At 67.0% G+C, this 21,607-nt stretch carries 8 protein-coding genes; 7 read left to right on the top strand and 1 reads right to left on the bottom strand.

Translation table 11 applies throughout. The features are described 5' to 3' along the window. The first annotated feature begins 501 nt into the window (after positions 1-501). From ACIHCL_RS23165 to ACIHCL_RS23135, 7 genes are all read left to right on the top strand, one after another. Positions 502-2,613 (top strand): AIPR family protein, encoded by a 2,112-nt coding sequence (locus tag ACIHCL_RS23165; protein WP_399864402.1) that lies wholly within the window; start codon positions 502-504, stop codon positions 2,611-2,613. A 255-nt stretch (positions 2,614-2,868) separates the two neighbouring features. Beyond that, positions 2,869-5,025 carry a restriction endonuclease subunit M gene (locus ACIHCL_RS23160; protein WP_399864401.1) on the top strand — a complete coding sequence of 719 codons (2,157 nt, stop codon included), beginning with the start codon at positions 2,869-2,871 and terminating at the stop codon, positions 5,023-5,025. Continuing rightward, the gene (locus ACIHCL_RS23155; protein WP_399864399.1) at positions 5,022-6,446 is read left to right on the top strand and encodes a restriction endonuclease subunit S; all 1,425 of its coding nucleotides are present in this window, start codon (positions 5,022-5,024) and stop codon (positions 6,444-6,446) included. Before ACIHCL_RS23160 ends, ACIHCL_RS23155 begins: the two co-directional genes overlap by 4 nt. Then, the gene (locus ACIHCL_RS23150) at positions 6,446-10,852 is read left to right on the top strand and encodes a protein kinase (protein WP_399864398.1); all 4,407 of its coding nucleotides are present in this window, start codon (positions 6,446-6,448) and stop codon (positions 10,850-10,852) included. The genes ACIHCL_RS23155 and ACIHCL_RS23150 overlap by 1 nt, the downstream gene beginning before the upstream one ends. Beyond that, a complete protein-coding gene (locus tag ACIHCL_RS23145) occupies positions 10,843-12,489 on the top strand; it encodes a hypothetical protein (RefSeq protein ID WP_399864396.1) in 1,647 nt (548 codons plus the stop codon). Before ACIHCL_RS23150 ends, ACIHCL_RS23145 begins: the two co-directional genes overlap by 10 nt. Continuing rightward, positions 12,489-18,164 carry a hypothetical protein gene (locus ACIHCL_RS23140; protein WP_399864395.1) on the top strand — a complete coding sequence of 1,892 codons (5,676 nt, stop codon included), beginning with the start codon at positions 12,489-12,491 and terminating at the stop codon, positions 18,162-18,164. Before ACIHCL_RS23145 ends, ACIHCL_RS23140 begins: the two co-directional genes overlap by 1 nt. Positions 18,165-18,668: 504 nt before the next feature. Continuing rightward, positions 18,669-19,355, top strand: a complete 687-nt coding sequence (locus ACIHCL_RS23135) for a hypothetical protein (RefSeq protein WP_399864394.1) — start codon at positions 18,669-18,671, stop codon at positions 19,353-19,355. A 444-nt stretch (positions 19,356-19,799) separates the two neighbouring features. On the opposite strand, the gene ACIHCL_RS23130 is transcribed toward ACIHCL_RS23135, so the two are convergent. Then, positions 19,800-21,329: a helix-turn-helix domain-containing protein gene (locus ACIHCL_RS23130; protein ID WP_399864393.1), complete on the bottom strand. Its 1,530-nt coding sequence runs from the start codon at positions 21,327-21,329 to the stop codon at positions 19,800-19,802. Positions 21,330-21,607 lie beyond the last annotated feature (278 nt).

Below are 21,607 nucleotides of genomic sequence, written 5' to 3'. Positions count from 1 at the left end.
ATCGCCCTCGTCATGCTCACCCTCGCCGGCCCCCGCCCCACCCTCCCAGGTCGCCAACTCACGACGGAATGACCCACTCATGCGGCAGGAGAGCCGGATTTGGGATGCCTTATCGCGCCTGCCTATGCCCTGGGCGCGTCACGACGACCGGTGTCAGTGAGATCGGCGACGATGACCCTGCCCTGTACCACTCCGCTCTATGGTCTGGCTGGGTGATCAAGTCGCGTTCCCACGCACACACGAGACAATCGCACGATTAGGTAGCCGAGTCGAACGATGTGGGCGCGAGCGCGTAGAACTGCGACAACAGGACCTCCTGTAACTATTCGGTTCACACCTCCGAGCTACCAAGGGGCCCTGCCTTCATGCGCCTACAGCCGGAAATCACCCTGCCGGGAAGTCTGCTCGACTCGCACGTTCCATCAGCGGTTGAGATACGGCTTCCCAAGCGCCATCTCCAGATAGGGTGTTGACGATTTGAGGCATTGACAGGGGTGGATCGTGAGTAAACTGCACGTGGGGTACGTCCGCAAGGCGATCGAGGACCGCTTCACCGGCCTCATCGACATGTCGGACCAGGCGCGTATGTCGGGGGACAAGCTCCATCAGGCGTTCCTGAGCCGTGGTCTGGCCGCGCTCGCCGCGCAGATCGAGCACCCGTGCAGCGACCGGGTCGCCGCCACACGAGTTTTCGACGGGCAGGACGACCAGGGCCTCGACTCGATCGCCGTGGACTTAGGAACCACGCGCTCCCGGATCTGTCTGGTGCAGGCGAAGTGGAGCGACCAGAACAAGGGAGGCTTCGGCGAGGCCGAGGTGCACAAGATGTTCCACGGTCTGGACCTGATGCTCGACCGGAACTTCGGCCGGTTCAACCGTCGCTTCCAGCCGTTCGTCCCCGACATCGAGCGGGCCTACGACTCCGGCACTCCGAAGATCACCCTGGTGCTTGCCCTGATGCGCGAGGCGCCGCTCAGTGACGGCGTGCGTGAGCTGATCAAGATGAAGCAGGACGAGCAGAACCAGGTCGTCCGCGACATGGTTGAAGTCAAGGTCCTCGACCTACGCGACTTCCATCGCGCAATTCTCGGCGACTCCGCCGCACCGAAGATTGACACCAAGGTGCAGTTGGAGTGCTTTGGGCAGGAGTCGACGCCGTACAAGGCGATGTACGGCACCATGACTGTCCCCGACCTCGCCGATCTCTATGAGGAGCACCGGCGCGGCCTTTTCGCCCGGAATATCCGTGACTCTCTCGACGAGAGCGACGTGAACTCCAAGATCAGAGAGACTCTGCGGGAGGAGCCGGAGCACTTCTGGTACTTCAGCAACGGCATCACCATGCTGTGCGAGTCGATCCAGCCGATCGGCCGGGCACTGCCCGGCAAAGTGGGTAACTTCCAGCTGTCCGGCGTCAGCGTGGTCAACGGCGCGCAGACGGTGAGTGCCATCTACCGTGCCTTCACCGAGGATACAGGCGCGGCGCAGGACGGGCGGGTCCTGGTACGCCTGATCTCACTGGAAGACTGCCCGCCCGGCTTCGGTGACCAGGTGACCACCACCACGAACACGCAGAACCCGATCGAGGAGCGCGACTTCAAGTCCCTCGACCCCGGCCAGATCACGCTCCGCGAGGACTTCGCCAGGCTCCTCAAGCGCAGTTACGTGACGAAGCGCGGCGAGACGGTGCCCGACTCGGCGCACGGCTGCTCCATCACCGAGGCCGCCGAGGCGCTCGCTGCTGTCAGCCCGAACGCCCGGCTCGCCGCCGTGGCCAAGCGCGACGACAACCTTGCCGGGCTGTGGGAGGACCACAACTACCAGGAGACCTTCGGCTCCGAACCGAACGTCTTCAAGGTCTGGCGCAGCGTCGAGCTCCTCCGCGAGGTCCGGGCGCAGCTGCAGTCCCTCCGCGAAGGGTTGATCTGGCGTGCTGACGCGGCGGCCTTCTACGGCGACCTCCTGGTCACCCACATCGTCTACCGCCGCCTGGACACCCGGGCCATTGAGGACCCAGAGTGCGACTGGGCGGCGGAACTCGCCAAGGTGCCCGATTTGGTCCGTGACTCCCTGTCCTGGGTGCTCGACGCGATCAACAACGAGTACGGCAAGTCCAGCCACATCATCGCCGCCGTCCGGAACACCGAACGGATCGAGCGAGTGGTACGTGCGGCCCTGCGCAGGCTCGACTCCGAGGAGGAGGCTCCGGATCTCAACGAGGACTACCGAGTAGCTACGGCCGAGGCCAAGGGGCGGAGGGTGAATGCCGTGACGACCCTGGTCGCCGCCGGCGAGATCGAGGAGGGCACGGTTCTGGAGTTCCGCCCGTACAGCAAGCCGGAGCGCCGCGAGATGACTGAGTGGCTGGCGGTGGATCCGCGACGGGCCCAGGCAACGTGGAGCAACGAGGCGGGGCGTAACCCCTTGCAGTGGCACGCCGACGACGAGTGGTACTCGCCCAGTGGCCTCGCGCGGAAGATGCGCTTCGAGGCGTCCGGGGTGGACAGCGCGGCGCAGGGCACGATCCGGTGGTTCGTGCCGGGGCAGGGGTCGCTGGACGAGCTGGCGCTGGCGGTGCGGCTGCGGGAGGGCAACGAGCCGACGGAGACGTGAGCGGAGCCAGGGAGTAACAGGCTGGGGCGCCGCTTCTCAGTTCCGTTGCCCGCTTCCCCCGGGCGTTGTCCGTGCTCCCTTGTAGGGTCCGGGGACACTGAGCTGCGCACCCTCCGGCGTGGCGGAACGCGCCTTCGGAGCTGCCCCCTGTGGCCGTAGGATCACAGGGGGCAGCTCCGAAGGCGCACGCACGGACCGCCCCAGGGCGCAGGCCCCTAGCCGCACCACCGAGCACAGGAAAGTAGCAGCACGCCGATGGAAGAACTGACCTTGGACCTGGACATCCCGCAGCAGCCCGAGGACGGCGCGGAGCCTGCCGCGGAGGGCTCCGCGCCCAAGGTCACGGCCCTCAAGGAAGGCCAGGTCGTCGACTACATCTCCGGCGAAGCGATCAAGGAGACGGAGAAGGAGAAAGTTCGGCAGCGGATCGCCAGGGCCCTGGTGCATGAGCATGGCATCGACCCCGGCGACATGCAGCGCGACTTCTCCGTCACGGTCAGTGAGGAGGGTGCCAAGCGGAAGCGGAGCAAGAAGGCCGACATCGCGATCTTCGAGTCCGGCACCCCGCACACCACGGCGAACCTGCGGCGGGTCGTGATCTGCAAGCAGGAGCCCAAGCGCGGGAAGAACGTCGTCAAGCTCCGCGAGCCCGACCAGGCCCGGAAGGACCTGGAGGAGCTCCAGGAGCTGATGGGCAACGAGGACCGCTTGCAGTGCGCGGACGGCATGTGGACCGACGGTGTCGACTTCTTCTTCCTCAAGAAGGTGGCCGGCGACTTCGGAGCCGACTTCGAGGACCGCAGCGACTGGGAGGTCGCCGACGGCACCCTCGGCAGTCGCACCGTCGCCTCGCACCAGCGGCTGCGTCAGGCCGACCCTGAGATGCTCAAGATCGCCTTCCGGCGCTGCCACAACTACATCCACGGCAACGAGGGCATGCCGAAGGACGCCGCCTTCTGGCAGTTCCTCTACCTGCTCTTCGCCAAGATGTACGACGAGCGGGTCAGCCATGGCTCCGTGCACGGCCGGTTCCGCACCGGTCTGAAGGAGATGTTCGACGAGAACGGGCGCGCGGCCATCAGTAAGCGCGTCAAGGGGCTCTTCGAGGACGTCAAGACCGAGTACAAGGACGTATTCAAACCCACGGACGAGATCACTCTCTCCGACCGGGCGCTCTCCTTCATCGTTAGCGAACTCGCCCCGTACGACCTGATCGGCACGGACGTCGACGCCAAGGGCATCGCCTATCAGGAGCTCGTCGGCACCAATCTGCGCGGTGACCGCGGCCAGTACTTCACCCCGCGCGGCGCGGTCAACCTGATGGTCGAGATGCTCGACCCGAAGGAGGACGAGACCGTCCTCGACCCGACCTGCGGCACCGGTGGCTTCCTCCAGGCCACCCTCAAGCACCTGCACCACACCTGGAAGAAGGAGGCCGGCACGCTCGGCTTCCCGGACACGGAGGAGGAGCGGGAGCGGTACGGCGACAAGCTCAAGGAGTTCGCGGACGAGCACCTGTTCGGCTCCGACTTCGACCCGTTCCTGGTGCGTGCGACGACCATGGCGATCATGACGCTCGCGCAGACCACGGGGAACGTCTTCCACATGGACTCGCTCGCCTTCCCGCAGGGACACCTCTCGGGTGTGGAGGCGGCGAAGAAGAGGATCCCGCTCGACAAGCCCACCGTGGACGTACTCCTGACCAACCCGCCCTTCGGCGCGGACATCCCGGTCAGCGATGAGTCGGTGCTCGGGTCGTTCCGTAACGGGATCGCTCGGTCGTGGGGCCGCAACAAGGAGACCGGCGCGGTCGAGGCGAGCACGACCAGCGTGCCGTCGAGCATGGCGCCGGAGCAGTTGTTCATCCAGCGTGCCATCGAGTGGGTCAAGCCGGGCGGGCGGATCGGTATCGTCCTGCCGAACGGCATCCTGTCGAACCCGGGGCCGACGGACGAGGCGATCCGCCGGTACATCCTGCGGAACTGCTGGGTTCTTGCGAGCGTCGAGCTGCCGGTGGAGACGTTCGTCGTCGACGCCAACGTCAACATCCTCACCACGCTCCTCTTCCTGAAGCGGAAGACCCGGCAGGAGATCCAGAACCACGACCTCGGTACAGAGAAGGCGTATCCCGTTTTCATGGCTGTCGCGGAGAAGGTTGGCTTCGACCGACGCGGCAACGACCTCTACAAGCGCGAGCCCAACGGGGAGATCGTGGTGGAGACGGAGGTCGTCATGGAGCGGCTCCGCATCCGAGGCAAGGAAGTGACTCGGCCGCTGACCCGCAGCAAGAAGGTCATCGACAACGACCTTCCGGTGATCGCGGAGAAGTATCGGGAGTTCCGGGCCAAGTACCCGGTGCCGGGTATGGATCCGCGTACGGCAGGGTCGGCGGGAACGGGGGCAGGGGCGTGAAGGTTGCCGAGCTGTCCAACCCGGTGAAGTCCGACTGGTTCGAGGACCAGGGGCTTCGGCTTGATGCTTCGCCGTATGTGGCGGGGTCGATGAAGACGAAGAAGCTGCTGGAGCAGTTGCCGAGGACGCAGCCGCTGGCGAGTCTGACAGCGGGGCACAACGGGGGGATCTTCAACGGGCCCATGTTCCGACGGATCTATCTCACCGATCCGGAACACAGCGTGCCGTTCCTCGGGACGAAAGACATGATGGCGGCCGACTTGACCGGGCTGCCCCGGCTGCGTAAGTCGGATGCAGAGTCACCGACTCTGTCGTATCTCCAACTCAAGCCCGGTATGACGCTGATCTCGTGCTCGGGATTCAACGCCGGCCGACGGGCGTATGTTCGGCCCGATATGAGTGACCTCTGGTCTTCGCAGGACACGCTAAAGGTCGAGCCCGATCCGGAGAAGATCAAGTCCGGCTATCTGTACGCCTTCCTTCTCAGCAAGTTCGGTGAGTCGCTCGTGCGGGGGTCGGTGTACGGCTCGGCCGTGAAGCACATCGAACCGCATCACATCGCGGGGCTGCCGGTGCCGCGATTGGGAACGAAACTAGAGGGCGAGATCCACGACCTGGTAGAGGAGTGCGCGCGGCTGCGTGCCGAGTTCCAGTCGTCCTCGGTCAGTGCGACGAAGGACCTCTTCACGAGCGTGGGGCTGCCCGAGCTGATCGATGTCCGCTGGCATCAGCAGGAGCGGGACCTCGGGTTCGAGGTTCCGAGCGTGAGTTCTGCCTCGCTGCGAGCTTTGAACTTCGCGCCAAGAGCACAACGGCTGATCGAGAAGTTGGGCTCCGTGAGTGGCCGATCGCTCGGCTCCATCTGCGAGGGCGGCAGCCTCCGTACCGGCGCCCGGTTCAAGCGGATCGACAGCGATTCAGAGAACGGCGTTCGCCTCATCGGCCAACGTCAGTCGTTCTGGCTGCGCCCCGAGGGGCGGTGGATTAGTGAAGCGCACGCTCCCGATGACATTCGGCTCCAGGACGAGACGATTCTGGTTGCCGCGCGTGGCACCCTCGGCGAAAACGAGGTGTACAGTCGCTCCATTCTCGTGACTGGGTCATGGCTCAAGCATGCGTACAGCCAGGACTACGTTCGTGTCGTCAGCGGGGACTCTGACGTATCTGGTGCCTACCTGTTCGCCTTCTTCAGGTCTGAGGCAGCATTCCGCGCCCTTCGGTCCTTCAGCGTCGGGGGCAAGCAGCAGGAATACCATCCGAGGTTCCTGCGTGAATTGCCGGTCCCCCTCGCGCCCCCCGCCAACCGCGACCGCATCGCCGCCACCGTCCGCCACGCCTACAAATGCCGCGATAAAGCCGACGCCCTGGAGGACCAGGCCCTCGCGCTGCTCACCACCGCCATCGAGGAGGCCGCCGGCTGATGGGTGCCAGGATCGTTGCTGTTGGGGAGGCCGTCAACGATGCCGAGCGGAGGGTGATTGCGCACCTGCGTGATCACGCCCCCGACGACTGGACGGTCCTGCACTCCGTCGAGATTCCGTACAACCGGAACGAGCTGTTCGAGGTCGACCTCGTCGTGGTCACCGGGCACGCCGTGTACGTCATCGACGTCAAGGGCACCCGGGGCCGCATCGAGGTCGACGGCGGCCGTTGGCAGCCCTCTCACCGGGCGCCGTTCCGTTCACCGCTGCCGAAGCTGCGCGGGCACGCCAAGCAGTTGAAGACGCTGCTGGAGACGGCTCACCGTCCGCTGTCCCGGCTCTACACGGACGCCCTCGTCGTCCTGCCCGCACCCGACGCCCTGCTCGTCGACCGGACGCCCCGCCAGCCCGACGCCCGTGACACCGTAACCCTCCCTGACCTGATCGGCCGGCTCGCGGACGTGAGCCGTGTACCCACCTCGACTAACCGCTTCGACACGGACCTCTCCGCACACCACGAGTTGATTGTGCGTACGGTGCAGGGTTCGTCCCGGCCGCCGTCGGGCCCCCTGCAGTTCGGTAGTTGGGAAGTGATCGAGCGACTGAGTGAGACGGGCCCGGAGGAGGGTGACGACGTCCACCGCGAGTACCGGGCGAAGAACGCCCTCGCGGTGCAGGGGTCGGGCACGGTCCGGCTCTCCGTCCGCAGGGCCGATCCGTACGCGCCTGCGGCCGAGCGGCTCCAGCAGCAGAAGCGGATCGGTATCGCGTACGAGGCGCTCGGCAAGCTGCCCTCGCACCCGAACATCGTAGGGGTGCGGGACTTCTTCGCCGACGAGGACAAGGACTCCTTTGTCACCGTCTACGACGACGTCCCGGGACATGCCCTCGCCCTGCACCTGTCCGGGGCCGCCGACCCGCTGACCGCCGATGCGAAACTGCGGACGATCCGGCACATGTTGATGGGCCTGGCCCACGCGCACAGCCGCTTGATCGCGCACCGCGAGCTGAACCCGTCCACAGTGCTGATCGCGCAGGACGGCCGGGCGATGCTGACCGGTTTCGAGTACGCGAAGACCGCGCAGCGCCGCGCCCACACGGTCATGCGGGAGGCGTACCAGATCGCTGACCGTGCGTATCTGGCGCCCGAGTGCCATGCCGACCCAGCGGCGATGGGCATGAAGACGGACATCTACGCGGTCGGTGTCCTCGGGTTCCAACTCCTCACCAGCGAGCTGCCGTTCACCTCCGCCACCGGGCAGGCCGACGCAGCAGGGCAGCTCCCTGTGCAGGTCCTCGAAGCCGCCGAGGTCCGCGTCGAACTGGCCCACTGGTTGCAGAAGTTGTGCGCGACAGCTCCGGACGACCGGCCGACCGCCGTGGAAGCGCTGCGCCGCCTGGATTTGGTGATGGGAGCGCGGAGGGCTCCGGCCCGGCGTATCGGCTCCTCGGCCGCAGCTCCTCCGACTCCTCTTGCGCCCTCCGCCGGGCAGCCCGTGCAGGACGGTCCGCGGGGCCCGGAGTTCTTCCGTGACCTGCCGGCCGACCACCAGCTCGGTACGAAGTACCTGGTGCGCCACCGTCTCGGCCGTCCCGGCTCGTTCGGTGTGGCCTATCGGGTGTACGACACGATAAGGAGTGTCGACCGGGCAGTGAAGCTGGTCCTGCGGGACAGGGACTCCGTCTTGGAGAGGCTGCGCCGCGAGGCGGACGTCCTGGACCGACTACAGAACGCCCCACACCCCAATGTGGTGTCGATGGTGGACGCGGACCGGTTGATGCCACCGGACGAGTACCCGTACCTGGTCTTCGAGTTTGTCGACGGCAAGGACGTCGCCGAGGTGATCCGCGGCGGCCGGATGGGCGCGGCGGACGTGCTGCAGCTCGCGATCGACACCGCGCGCGGGCTGCGCCACATTCACGAGCGCGGGGTGTGGCACTGCGACATCAAGCCGAGCAACCTGCTGTGGACCGACGACGGCGTCAAGCTGATTGACTTCGGGATCTCCAAGACCTCCGATTCCTCCGAGGGGCACAGCTACACCAGCCCCCGCTACAGCCCGCCGGACCTGGACCAGGTGCCCGCCGACGCCTCCGGCTACACCGATCGGGACCTGTTCGGGCTCGGCGTCACGCTGTATGAGGCGCTGACCGGCGGGCAGTACCCGTGGGAGGGCGTCGGGCGGCCTTCGCCCGGTGTGCCGCCGGTGGACCCGCGCACCGCGTACAGCGGTATCGGTGATCTGGCGCCCGGTTTTGCCGAGGTCATGCTGCGCGCGATCTCCCCGTACCGGGCGGAGCGGTACTCCACGGCCGAGGAACTGCTGTGCGCGCTGGAGGCGCTGGAATCCGCGCGCGTCGCCCCCGCACCGCCACCACCGGCTGTGGCTCCGTCGTCCTCGTCCGAGCGGGCCGCGCAGCCGCCGGCGCCCTCGTCGGAACCCGGCACCGGTCAGGAGCCGCAGGAGCCCGAGCCGAATACCAACCCGTTCGTGGCCCACCTGCAGACGCTGTACAGCCAGAGCCGCCGCAGCAACCGGGGCACCCGCGGCCTCGACCCGCACACAATGTCCGTGTACGTCGAGACGGCCCTGGACCGGGAGCTCGTGCCCGCACTGCGGGAAGGCCGGCACGCGCTGGTCGTGGTGACCGGTAACGCGGGCGACGGCAAGACGGCCTTCCTGGAGCGGTTCGAACGCCAGGCGCGCGAGCTCGGCGCCGAGTTCGGGCCCCGCCGGGCCAACGGCAGCGACTTCACCCTGGCCGGGCACCGGTTCCGCACCAACCACGACGGCAGCCAGGACGAGGGTGAGGTCAGCGGCGACGACGTACTGGACGAGTTCTTCGGACCCTTCGCGGGGACCGACGCATCTGCGTGGCAGGTCGCGGGGGAAACCCGGTTGATCGCCATCAACGAGGGGCGTCTGATCGACTTCCTCAGCCACCACCACGACCGCTTCTCGCACCTCGCCAAGGTGGCCAACCTCGGCCTGGCGGGCCGGGACACCGGGCAGGTCTTCGCAGTCGTCAACCTCAACGCACGTGATGTCGCGGCTCGTTCCCTCGACGCCGACGGCGAACCGCAGGACGGGGAATCGCTCCTGGAGCGCATGCTCGACCGGATGACGCACGACCGGTTCTGGGAGGACTGCGAGCGCTGCGACCTGGCCGCCACCTGTTATGCCCGGCACAACGCCCAGACTTTCCAGCACCCCGCCGCCGGCCCGCAGGCCGCGCGTCGTCTGCGCCGCCTTTACGAGGTGACCCAGCTGCGCGGAAGGCTCCACATCACCCTGCGCGACCTGCGCTCCGCGCTTGCCTACACCCTCACCTCGGGCCGCGACTGCGCCGAGATCCACCAGCTGTACGCGGCCGGTTCGGGTCAGGAGATCCTGGACAGCTTCTACTTCTCGGCCCACCTCGGCGCCCCGGCCGCCGCCGACGGCAGTCCGCGCGAGCGGGACCGGCTGCTGACGCTGCTGCGCGAGGCCGATGTGGCGGCGGTCCCGCAGCCGCAGCTCGACCGTCGTCTGGACTACGCCGGGCTCCTGGAGGACCGGGCGCTGGTCGCGGTCGACGGGCGCGGCGACCGGGATCGCGTACTGCTGCGCGGCGCGTTCGAGCAGCTCGGTCGGTCGGTCACCGAACCCGTCTCCCAGGCCGCTGCCCACCGCCACTACGTGGACGCGGCCCGCCGCCTGCTCTACTTCGAACTCCACGACGAGGACCGTGCGGAGCGGATGCTGCCGTACCCGTCGGTGCTGCACTTCATGGCGCTGTTGTCCCGCGCAACGCAGATGGGCATCAAGGAGCGGGACCGGATCCTGCGGGCGCTCAACCGTGGTGAGGGACTCGTGGCCCCCGAGCGGATCGGCGACGCCCTCGCGCTGAAGGTGCGCGACGTACCCGGCGGCACCATCCGCACCTTCCGCCGCTTCCCCGCCGAAGGGTTCCAGCTCACACTGGGCGACGCAGCGGCCTCGCCGTACATCGAGTCGGGGCGCACCTCGCTGCGACTGACCTACCGGGATCCAGCCGGCAGCCAGGGCGGGACGGCCGAACTCGACATCCGACTCGACCTGTTCGAGCTCCTCCAGCGGTTCGAGCGCGGCTACCGGCCGTCCGTGACCGACCTGCAAGGGCAGCAGCTCGCCCTCGCCGTGTTCAAGAATCGGCTGGCGGCCGTGCCGTACCAGGAGATCCTGCTCACCACACACGGACACGACCTGCGACGGATCCACCGCAGCGAGGACTCCGTCCTGCACATGGAAGAACTGACAGCACGGTCCGGCGACGACTACAGCGGTGCGGACAGCGACGGACCGGCCGTAGCGGGCACCACGACCGACACCGCGGCCGTCACCGCAGGAGACGTCGCGAGGGCGGAGGAGACGACATGGCGCTGAGCGGTTCCCTGGGGACGTTCCACCACCCCGGCATCAGCCGGCTCGACTACAAGACATTGGACATGGACCGTGTCCTGACCGGGCTGCTCGCCCGCCTGTGGCACCAGGGCATGCCCAGCAAGATCAACCGCTCCAACGAGCTCAAGGTCGAAGTCTTCGTCAAGCTGTTTCTGGACCACCCGGAAGTCTTCGACGGCTTCGACCGGGAGACCACCACCCGGTGGGCCTCCACTCATCTCCTCGACATGGTCAACCGGGGCAGGGCCACCGAGGCGGTGGCCGGCCCCAGGCCGCTGCACGGTCTCACCTACCGGTTCCGGAACAAGCGCAAGTCCCGCCCGTACGGGGCCGACGAGCAGCTGTACGAGATGCTCGCCGCCGAGGAGGGGGCCTTGGACCAGCTCCGCGAGTTCTTCTTCTCCGACGTCGACCGCGCCACCGCGGAGATCACCCCGGGGACGGACACCGACGTAGAGACCCAGGCGCTGCTCCACCTGGTGGAACAAGCGGGCGGACAGATGAGGGACCGCCCCGACACCACCCGCCCCCGCACCCCCTACCCCGCCCTGTGCGCGGAACCGGCCCGCCAGCTGTGCCGGGACGTCCTGCGGCTGCTCTACCACCAGGACCACATGCCCCGGACCGTCCTCGTGGACTACCTGAAGATCCTCTTCGCCTTTCACCTGGCCCTCTACCACCTGCGGATGATGAAGCTGCTGCCCGCCGCGATCGAGGCGGGATCGGCGCCCGCCACCTGCCGGACCGGGCATCAGGACACACGGGCGGCGGACCGCTGCCCGCACCGCGTCCGGCTCTTCGTTGACGTCGAGGGCCTGCCTGGCACCCCGGCCGCCGCGCTCGCCGAGCGCAGCGCCGGGATTTGGTACGGGCGGATCACGCGTTTCGTCCAGGCGACCTATCAGATCAAGAAGCTCGACGAGTTCTCCGAGAATCTCGTCAAGAGTCAGAAGCTGGCCCCGCCCGTCGGCCGGAGCTACTTCACCCCGGCCGAGGTCCTGCGGCGGCTCTCCACCCATCCCAAGGAACGCGAGGCGTTCTTCCTCCAGCGCGCCACCCGCGTGCGGGACGAGGAGAAGGACCTTCCACCGGAGCTGAAGCAGATCACCCAGCTCGGGCTCAACGCATTCGACGAGTACATAGAGATGCTGATGCACTACAAGAGCAGCTACTACCGCAGCTACTTCATCGACTGCCTCGACTCGATGCTGCTCAAGCACCGGCCCGGTGCCCTGCTCGCCCAGCCGCGCGGCAGACGCGACAGCGCCGTCCGACGATTCGTCCTGGACGCGCGCCTGCTCGAAGTGCTCCTCCAGGTGTCGCTCCTGAGGGAGGCGGACGACAACACCGGAAATCTGCGTACCGCACCCATGCGTGTGGACGAGTTTCTCACTCTGCTGCGCGAACGGTACGGACTCCACATCGACCAACTGCCGGACGGTGACGGGTTTTCCGGCGCGCACCTGGACGACCAGGCCGCACTGCGGGCCAACGCGGCGGCCTTCCTCAACCGACTACGCGAGATCGGCTACTACCAGGACATGTCGGATGCCTATCTGACGCAGACCATCACCCCCCGATACAGCATCGGGGCCGCAGCGACGGGGGCGACGGCCTGATGGGCACCACCACCGGCCTTGCGGAGCCCACAGCGAAGGACCTCCGCGAAGCCCTCGAAAGCGTTCTCGTCCCGCGCCTGGCCAAACTGGTCGGCGAGCGGGGCGCAGGGCACTGCATGCGGGTCACCGAGGTGGAGACCGAGCTGGCGGCCGCGCTGGTTCGCCGCCTCCGGGGAGCACTCGGGCCCGCCGCCACCATCTGCGTTCTGGGCACCGCCGAAGACCTCGCCCCCGAACAGACACACCACGACACCGTCGTCACCAGCACCAAACTGGTCGAGCTTCGCAACCGCACAGAAGGCAACGACGGGAACGGGACCAGCCTGCCCGGACCGCTCCTCGTTTTCGTCCCCCCAGGCACCCGGGTCAGTGCCGAGGACTCCTTCGGCATCGCGACCTTCGAGGAAGTACCCCTCGGCGACTCCTACGCCCAGCTGGCCGACCACCTTCTCGACCAGGTACCGGACCGGCTGCGGCCCGGCGTCGACGAGCTGCTCGCCGTACTCCGCGACAGGCCCGGGCACCGGACGAGCGACCGAGCCGTCGCCCTGTACCTGCTGACGCTCCGGACCAACGACTACCGCGACCAGGTCGCAGGGGCCGCCGTCTACCACTTCGGCCTGGTACCCGACTTCGAGCTGCACGCCGACCCGTCGCTCGTCAAGGACCGGGTGGAGCGGAACCGAAAGCTGGTTAACAAACTCACCACCTCCAGTCGCTCGGAGCGTCAGCGCGTCCTCGATCTGGGGCTGACCGACGCGGACTTCGCCGGAAGGCTCGCGGGATTCGCCACCCGCTGCGGCCTGGAGGACCCGGCGACATGGACCCGCCGTATCGTCGTCGACCGGGAGAACTGGACACTGTCCTTCGGGAACTGGCGCGTCGACGAACAGCGCCGCGCCACCGTCTCCATCGAAGTACGCGAACTCGGCCTGCCCGCCGCCGGCGACAACCTCGAGGAGCTCCAGGCCCACCCGGCACTCGAAGCCATCGTGGGGCAGCCCTACCTGCTTGCCGGAGACAAGGGCGTTCGAGAGCTGACAGCCCGGTTCACCGTCGAACCGTCCCCCCTCAAGGTGGAGGGTCTTGAACGTTTCCGCGTGGAGATCGTCTCGGAGAACGGCGGACCGATCGGGCGGATCGTGCACGTTGCCAAGGGGACCCGGGCCAAGCCTGATTACAAGGCGCCACCGCTGCGCCGCCTGAACAAGATCGACTGGGAGGAAGGGTGGCACTACCTCAAAATCACCCCGCTCGACGCCTCCGGTGACGCTCTCGACATCGCCCCTGGTACGCATGACCTGCCCGGCGGCGAGAGCGAACGCTTCTACGTAGTCCCCGAGGGGGAGGTTGAGGAGCCGCCGGAGCGCAGTGCCGGGCGCTATGACGGCGTCACCCAGGCGCTGCGCTCACTGCAGTTCGACGTGCTGACCGCCGGGGACGATTCGGCCCGCGTCCGCTTGACGGACGTCCGCTGGAAGACGGCCTCGGCACGCAGCCCGCTGCGCGTCCTCAACGCGCGGATCCACACGGCCGGAAGCGCAGAGATCCGGCTCTCCCCGCTGCTCGTGCAACTCCAGCAGGACCTGCTCGCCCGCCCCCAGGACACCTCCCTGCGCCGGCTCGTACTGCGCCCCGACGGCACCAGCGAGACCCCCGAGGGGAACGAGGAGGACTTGTCCCTCGCCCTGACCGGGCGGGCTGCCGAGGCCTACGACCGCTACCTCGCGACGCGCCACGTCTATTTCGCCGCCTTGCGTGGCCAGGCGGGAGAACTTGCCAATCCTGACCAGCTTCTGGTCAGCGAGGCTGTCGACTTCGAGGTGGTCCGGGACGAACTGGTCGCCTACACCGAGGCGTACGCGGAACTGGTGGAAGCCCAGTCGCTTCAGGCGGAGCGGGCTGGTGACGGCGCCCAGGGTGCCGCGCTCGTGGCGCTTGCCCGCATCCAGCAGAGCGACTGCGCTGCCGTCACCCTCACCGACGGTCTCGGCGGGCGCGAGACCGTTCTGCTTGTCTCCCCGACGCACCCCCTTCGCGCGCTCTGGCTCGCGACCTGGTCGGCCCTGGGCCGGGACTGGGCCGCGCGCCTCGTCGGCGAGGACAAGCGCCGGGTCATCGCCGCGCGCGACTCCTTCCTCCAGGCCCTCTCGCCCTTGGGTTTCCCGTTCGCCGTCCCGCGCCAGGACGGCCGACTCATGACAGCTGCGGACAACCTCACCCCATACTGGGCCGCCTATCTGCCCAGCGAGACCGCCGACCCCCGTGGCCTGCTCGGCCGGCTCACCACAGCGCTGCACCTCCCGGCCGCCGGCCCTCGTGCTGCAGGCGGAGCCGGTGCGTTGTCCGGTACGGCGCTCGCCGACCGGATCGAGCGGTATGTGCGCCTCCACCCGTACGTCCGCACCCTGGTCATGAACGTCGTCAACGCAGGCCGTGCGGAGATCGTTGCCGACGCCCTCCTCGAACTGCAGCGCCGCACCCCCACCCGGGACCTCACCTACGACATTCGGCTGTGCGTGTCCGGCCCGGAAGCCCCCGAGTCCGGTGCGGCGCTGGATGAACTGATCAGCGCGCAGAGTCAGTTCACCTCCACCGAGGCGGAGGCGTTCCTGCACGCCGCGGAAGGCACCCGGAGCGCGAAACTCGTCTACTCCGTCCGCTCGGTGGAGGAGTTCAGCGGACCCGGAGCCGAGTTCGACGCCCATCTGACTGTGCTCATCGACGCCTTCGGCGGGGAACAGCACGGTTCCGTCACACGCCACGACATCGCGCACGCCCCGGTCCACGGCCTGGTACAGCCGACGTCCTCCACGTATGAGGACGACGAGCAGCAGATCGTGTGGCGGACCATGCCACGCCACGGCATCGCCCTGCCCGCCGAGGACGCGGAGGACCTTGCCACTCTCCTGAGTCGGCTGCCCGGACTCCTCGCCGGCGCCGCGGCCAACGTCGCCACCGCGGGACAGGCGCCGCGCCATGTGCCGTGCACCGTCCTTTCCCTCGACAACACCGACCGGGCCCTGCTCTACCAGGCCCACCAGGTCGGCGACTGGGTCGTCACCATCGACAGGACCCTCGGCCTGGAGTACTTCGACCACGCCGGACAACGCGACCGACCCGAGTACGTCATCGACTACGCGCCCTCGCTGGACAGCGGCCTCGGCCACCAGATCATGGTCAGCTCGAACTCGGTCGACGAACTGCGCACCCTGCTCGGGCCGACCGCCCAGCAGCACGGGCTCGACGTCGAACAGCGCCACCTCAACACCTTCTTCGAGCAACTGCGCTTGCTCTCCGGCAACCTCGCCTTCAAGCTGGCCTCCACCGCCCCCACCCAACGCACCGAAGTACTCGGCCTCGCCCTGGCCCGCCTCTACCTGGACTACCAGGACGCCCTGCACAACCAGATCGTCGTCCCCCTGGACGCCCACCCCGAGCTGTACGCCGAAGTCCGCCGTCAGGCCCGGGAACTCGGCGACGCCCTCTCCTTCCAGCGCAGCGACCTCGCCCTGTTCCACCTCGACGCGCGGAGCCGGACCATCACCTGCCGCCTCGTCGAGGTCAAGTGTTACACCGCGCTCGACGACATCGGCGCCTACCAGCGCCTCAAGACCAAGGTCACCCAGCAGCTCGGACGGAGCCAGACCGTCCTCACCGAGTCCTTCGATCCGGCCCACATCACCCCAGACCGGGTGGACCGGCCGGTCAAGAATTTGGCCCTCGGCTCCCTGCTCCGTTTCTACCTGGAGCGGGCGGCACGCCACGGGACCATGGGGCGCGCCCCCAGGACGGCGGCTCACGCCCTGCTCGACAGCCTCGACGACGGCTACGCCCTCAACTTCACCCGCAGCGGCCTGATCTTCGACCTCGCCCGCGAGGGAACCGACCGCGAACTCGACGACGAGGTGGAGTTCCACCGCATCGGCAGCGATCTGATCACCGAGCTGATCAACGCGATTCCCACTATTCGGCCGGGTGTACCCGCGCCTATGGACCTAGCCGTTGAGGAGCAGGAGGAGGACGGAGCGGCCACCGCTCCCACCCTGGCACTGTCGCAGTTGGCCGTGCCACGGCTGCCTGACGCCGAGTTCCGGGCACCAGGCGTACGGGACGAGCGGGATGCCCAAGATGCCCAGGAGGAAGACCGCGGGCAGACCGGTAGGGGCAAGGCAACGACCATCCTCGATACGGACGAGGTCGCGAGCGGCAATGAGACCACGCCACTCACCGCACCGGAGCGTGCGGGCCGTGAGACAGGTCCGGCACAGTCCGTGGCAACTCTGACCATGCCTGCTTCCGACGCGTCGGTGTCTCCCTCTTCGGAAGGAACCTCATCGGCTGCCCCTCCTCCGGGCGGTGCCGGAAATCCGCTGCGGACGGGCACCCTCCCTGAAAGCCAGGGCTTCCACGAGTCGCCAACCGTCGATGCCCAGCCCACCTCTGGCACACCGGGATCGGTTTCACCAGGGGGGCTCCCCGAGATCTTCCTCGGCGTCACCCACCCTTCCCCGCAACACGGTGTGCTCGGCGAAGCGGCCGGCCGGAAAGTCGCGGTCGATCTCGACGAGACCCACACCATCAGCCTCTTTGGCGTGCAAGGCGGTGGTAAGAGCTACACCCTGGGCAGCATCATCGAGATGGCCTCGCTGCCCACCCCACCGGTCAACGAACTTCCCCGCCCTCTCGCGACCGTGGTGTTCCACTACAGCCGCACCATGGACTATGCCCCGGAGTTCACTTCCATGGCGCGCTCAAATGATGACCAGGCGCAGCTACAGGTCCTGAGGGAGCGCTACGGAGCCGAACCCCAAGCTCTGTCGGACGTGCTGCTGCTCGCCCCCGCCGATCAGATCGCGGACCGCCGGCGGGAATTCCCCGGCATCGACATCCAGCCGCTCGCCTTCTCCTCCGCGGAACTCCAGGCATCACACTGGCGCTTCCTCATGGGAGCGGTCGGCAACCAGTCAACGTACATCCGGCAGCTGACCCGCATCATGAAATCGAACCGCAACAACCTGAACCTCGGCGTCATCCGGCAGGGCGTGACCGATTCCGGTATGCCCGACCACGTCAAGCAGTTGGCTCAGGATCGCCTCACCCTCGCCGAGGACTACATCGATGACAATGCCCGGCTCACCAGCCTCATCCGCCCCGGTCGACTGATCATCGTTGATCTCCGCGACGAGTACATCAATAAGGACGAAGCGCTCGGTCTCTTCGTGGTCCTGATGCAGTTGTTCGCCGAGGTGCGCAGCGCTGACGGACACTTCAACAAGCTGGTTGTCTTCGATGAAGCACACAAGTACATCGACAGCCCGGACCTCGTAGCTGGCCTGGTCGAGACCGTCCGCGAGATGCGCCATAAGGGAATGAGCGTCCTGGTCGCCAGCCAGGACCCGCCCTCCGTACCGATCTCCTTGATCGAACTATCCGACCACGTCATCCTGCACAAGTTCACCTCGCCAGCCTGGCTGAAGCACCTCCAAAAGGCGAACACCGCCTTCGCCAGTCTGCGCTCCGAGCAGATGGCGCAGCTTCAGCCCGGCGAGGCGTATGTATGGGCGAGCAAGTCCACTGACCCGGCGTTCACTCACGGAGCTGTCCGAATGCGATGCCGTCCTCGGGTGACCCGGCATGGCGGAGGGACGAAGACGGCAACGGGCGGACAGTGAGGTCTTCTCGTGCGCCCAGTAGAACGGGAGGTGACACCGTGACGTAGCGGTGTTCTTGCTGTTCGGAAGCTCGTCGTCGCCTGCCGTGGAAGTCCGGTCCGGATAGCTGCCAGGAGGCCCGGTAGCAGGCTGGCGGCGTCGGAGGGAAACGTCCGGCGTCGAAGTCGCCCGAGCCGCCTTCGCCCTGCTCCAGCTCGAACACGGACGCACCACCTGACGAAGATCACGAACCGTCACGAGAAGTTACCGAGAAGACCTCATTCCGTGAACTCCCCGTCTCGAGGGTGACGCCGACGTCGACTACCCGAAATAGGGTCAGCGGAAGCGGTCCTGTAACTCGAAAGGGTCTCTTCTTCAAGCCACGCTTAAGTGGGGGCCTTCGTAAGCGTCTCCTTGATCGTGAGGAAAGGTTGCTGGTCTGTGGCACCTCACCGCCCTACAGGTGCCTGGCTTGATTTCGCTCGTTTGAAGTAGCTGCCACTTGCCTGCGTCATAATGACGTTCATGACTGCTCCCCCCACCGACGCTACAAAACTAGATAACGTCTACGGGTTCTATCGCATGGGGAAGGGCGACCTTGCCACCCTCTTCGCCAAGGCGGCCGGGGCTCCGCAGGTGTCGCATGTGACCGTGTCCACAGTGCATGACCGCACCACCAGGGCTGCTGGCTCGTTGCCAGAATTGATCAATAACGTCACATCAATGGCGAGCTATGACAGACACATCCCCTGGGACAACCTTAAGTTCGAGGGGAAGGCGCCCCACGGGGAGCTGCAAATCAAGATCGATATCGGTCCGCGAATCACGGTTGAGGTGGAAGGAACGAACGAAGCTCTTGTGCACGGCCAAATGGCGCGTATCGAGCTGTTCCTGCTTAGTCGCGGCGCCAAGAAGGAGGGGCGGCCGCATACTATTCAACTGCTGCTGGGTATGCTCACGGCGGCGTTCGCCTCGCACCCTGCACCTCTAGCTCCGTACTGCGCCGCGTTCATGGCCGTTACATTCTTTGTGAGCCTCTACAACGGACGCAGGAAACTGATGATTCTGGAAGACATTCCGATGGGGACGGCTTGGATCCGCTTCACATCCGTTGAGAAGGCCACCGTAGCCGGGGCGTACATCGCGGCGCTCGCGGCGGTAGGTGCCGTCGCGTCTGGCGTCACGGATGTACTTGGCGCCATTGGGGAGTAGGCCTTTTCAACCTGCGGGCGGGGTAGACCGGTCGGGCTGGCAAGTGATCGAAGTCCCAGATAGGTGGGGCTTCGATCAAGATGCCTCCGGGCACGGGTAGTCAGACGGAGGAGTCGGATGCGCCGCCGGGTCCATGGCTGCGTCGCGAGGCCGGAGGCATCGGGCAGATAGCGGCACGCCTCGTCAACCAGGCGCGGTTGGCGTGACGCGACCGACATTGGACGTTGCGAGGTCGCTTCGGTGACGACTCTGCGTAAAGGCTGACGGCTGCTCGGGTTGGCCTGACGCATCATCGGCTATTCAAGATCATCTTGCACATGTGTTGCACAAAGTACTGAAAAGCAACAGTGCTCAGTGAAGGGTCGTGAAGGTAAGTATTCACAGGTCAGCTGGCATGCTGGGGTGTTGTGTCCCTTCCCCTCAAGGGGCACAACACCCCGCCGGTCAGATGTCCCGGAAGATCTCGATCTGCGCACCCACCGAGTTGAGGCGCTCCGCCAGTTCCTCGTAACCGCGGTTGATGACATAGACGTTGCGCAGGACGGACGTGCCCTCGGCCGCCATCATGGCCAGCAGGACGACCACGGCGGGCCGCAGCGCGGGCGGACACATCATCTCGGCGGCCCGCCACCGGGTCGGGCCCTCGACCAGGACCCGGTGGGGGTCGAGGAGTTGGAGCCTGCCGCCGAGGCGGTTCAGGTCGGTGAGATAGATGGCGCGGTTGTCGTAGACCCAGTCGTGGATGAGGGTCTGACCGTGCGCGGAGGCGGCGATGGCCGCGAAGAAGGGCACATTGTCGATGTTGAGCCCGGGGAACGGCATGGGATGGATCTTGTCGATCGGCGCCTCCAGCTTGGAGGGGCGGACCGTGAGATCGACCAGTCTGGTGCGGCCGTTGTCGGCGACGTACTCCGTCGTGCGGTCGCAGTCGATGCCCATCTCTTCCAGCACCGCGAGCTCGATCTCCAGGAACTCGATCGGCACTCGACGGATCGTCAGCTCGGACTCCGTCACCACGGCGGCGGCGAGCAGACTCATCGCCTCGACCGGGTCCTCGGAGGGGGAGTAGTCGACGTCCACGTCTATGTGCGGAACGCCGTGCACGGTCAGGGTGGTCGTGCCGATGCCGTCGACGCGTATGCCCAGCGCCTCCAGGAAGAAGCACAGGTCCTGGACCATGTAGTTGGAGGACGCGTTGCGTATGACGGTCGTGCCGTTGTGCCGGGCGGCGGCCAGCAGCGCGTTCTCGGTGACGGTGTCGCCGCGTTCGGTCAGCACGATGGGGCGGCCGGGGGTGACCGCGTGGTCCACCTGCGCGTGATACAAGCCCTCCGTCGCGGCGATGTCCAGACCGAACCGGCGCAGCGCGATCATGTGTGGCTCGATGGTCCGGGTACCGAGGTCGCAGCCGCCCGCGTACGGGAGCTTGAACGAGTCCATGCGGTGCAGCAGCGGGCCGAGGAACATGATGATGGACCTGGTCCTGCGGGCGGCGTCCGCGTCGATGGCGTCCATGTCGAGCTGGGCGGGCGGAACTATCTCCAGGTCGGTCCCGTCGTTGATCCAGCGGGTCCGCACGCCGATGGAGTTCAGGACCTCCAGGAGGCGGTACACCTCCTCGATGCGGGCGACGCGACGCAGCACCGTACGGCCCTTGTTGAGGAGTGAGGCGCAGAGCAGTGCCACGCACGCGTTCTTGCTCGTCTTGACGTCGATGGCCCCGGAGAGCCGACGTCCGCCGACCACCCGCAGATGCATGGGGCCGGCGTAGCCGAGCGAGACGATCTCGCTGTCGAGTGCTTCACCGATGCGCGCGATCATCTCAAGGCTGATGTTCTGGTTGCCGCGCTCGATGCGATTGACGGCGCTCTGGCTGGTGCCGAGCGCCTCGGCCAGCTGACTCTGTGTCCAGCCCCGGTGTTGACGGGCGTCACGTATGAGCTTGCCGATGCGTACGAGGTAATCGTCTGACATGGCGAAAGGTTATCTCAGATATGAGATGCGCCTTGCGGCGGGGTGCGCTGTTCGGGTGATGTCGGTGCGCAGGCGTGGTTGTTGCCCGCTCACGTGCACGTCAGTGGGCTGGCGCGGCTCGGGTGGCACGTGCGTTCCATGGTCCCTCCGGTGCGCTGTCGCGGCGCGCGGTGTACGCCCGTTCGGGGACGGGGACGGGGACGGGGACGGGGACGGGGACGGGGACGGGGACGGGGACGGGGACGGGGACGGGGACGGGGACGGGGACGGGGACGGGG

The organism is Streptomyces sp. NPDC052042 (genome assembly GCF_044548345.1).
GTDB lineage: Bacteria > Actinomycetota > Actinomycetes > Streptomycetales > Streptomycetaceae > Streptomyces.
This window is presented reverse-complemented; position numbering and strand designations above follow the sequence as displayed.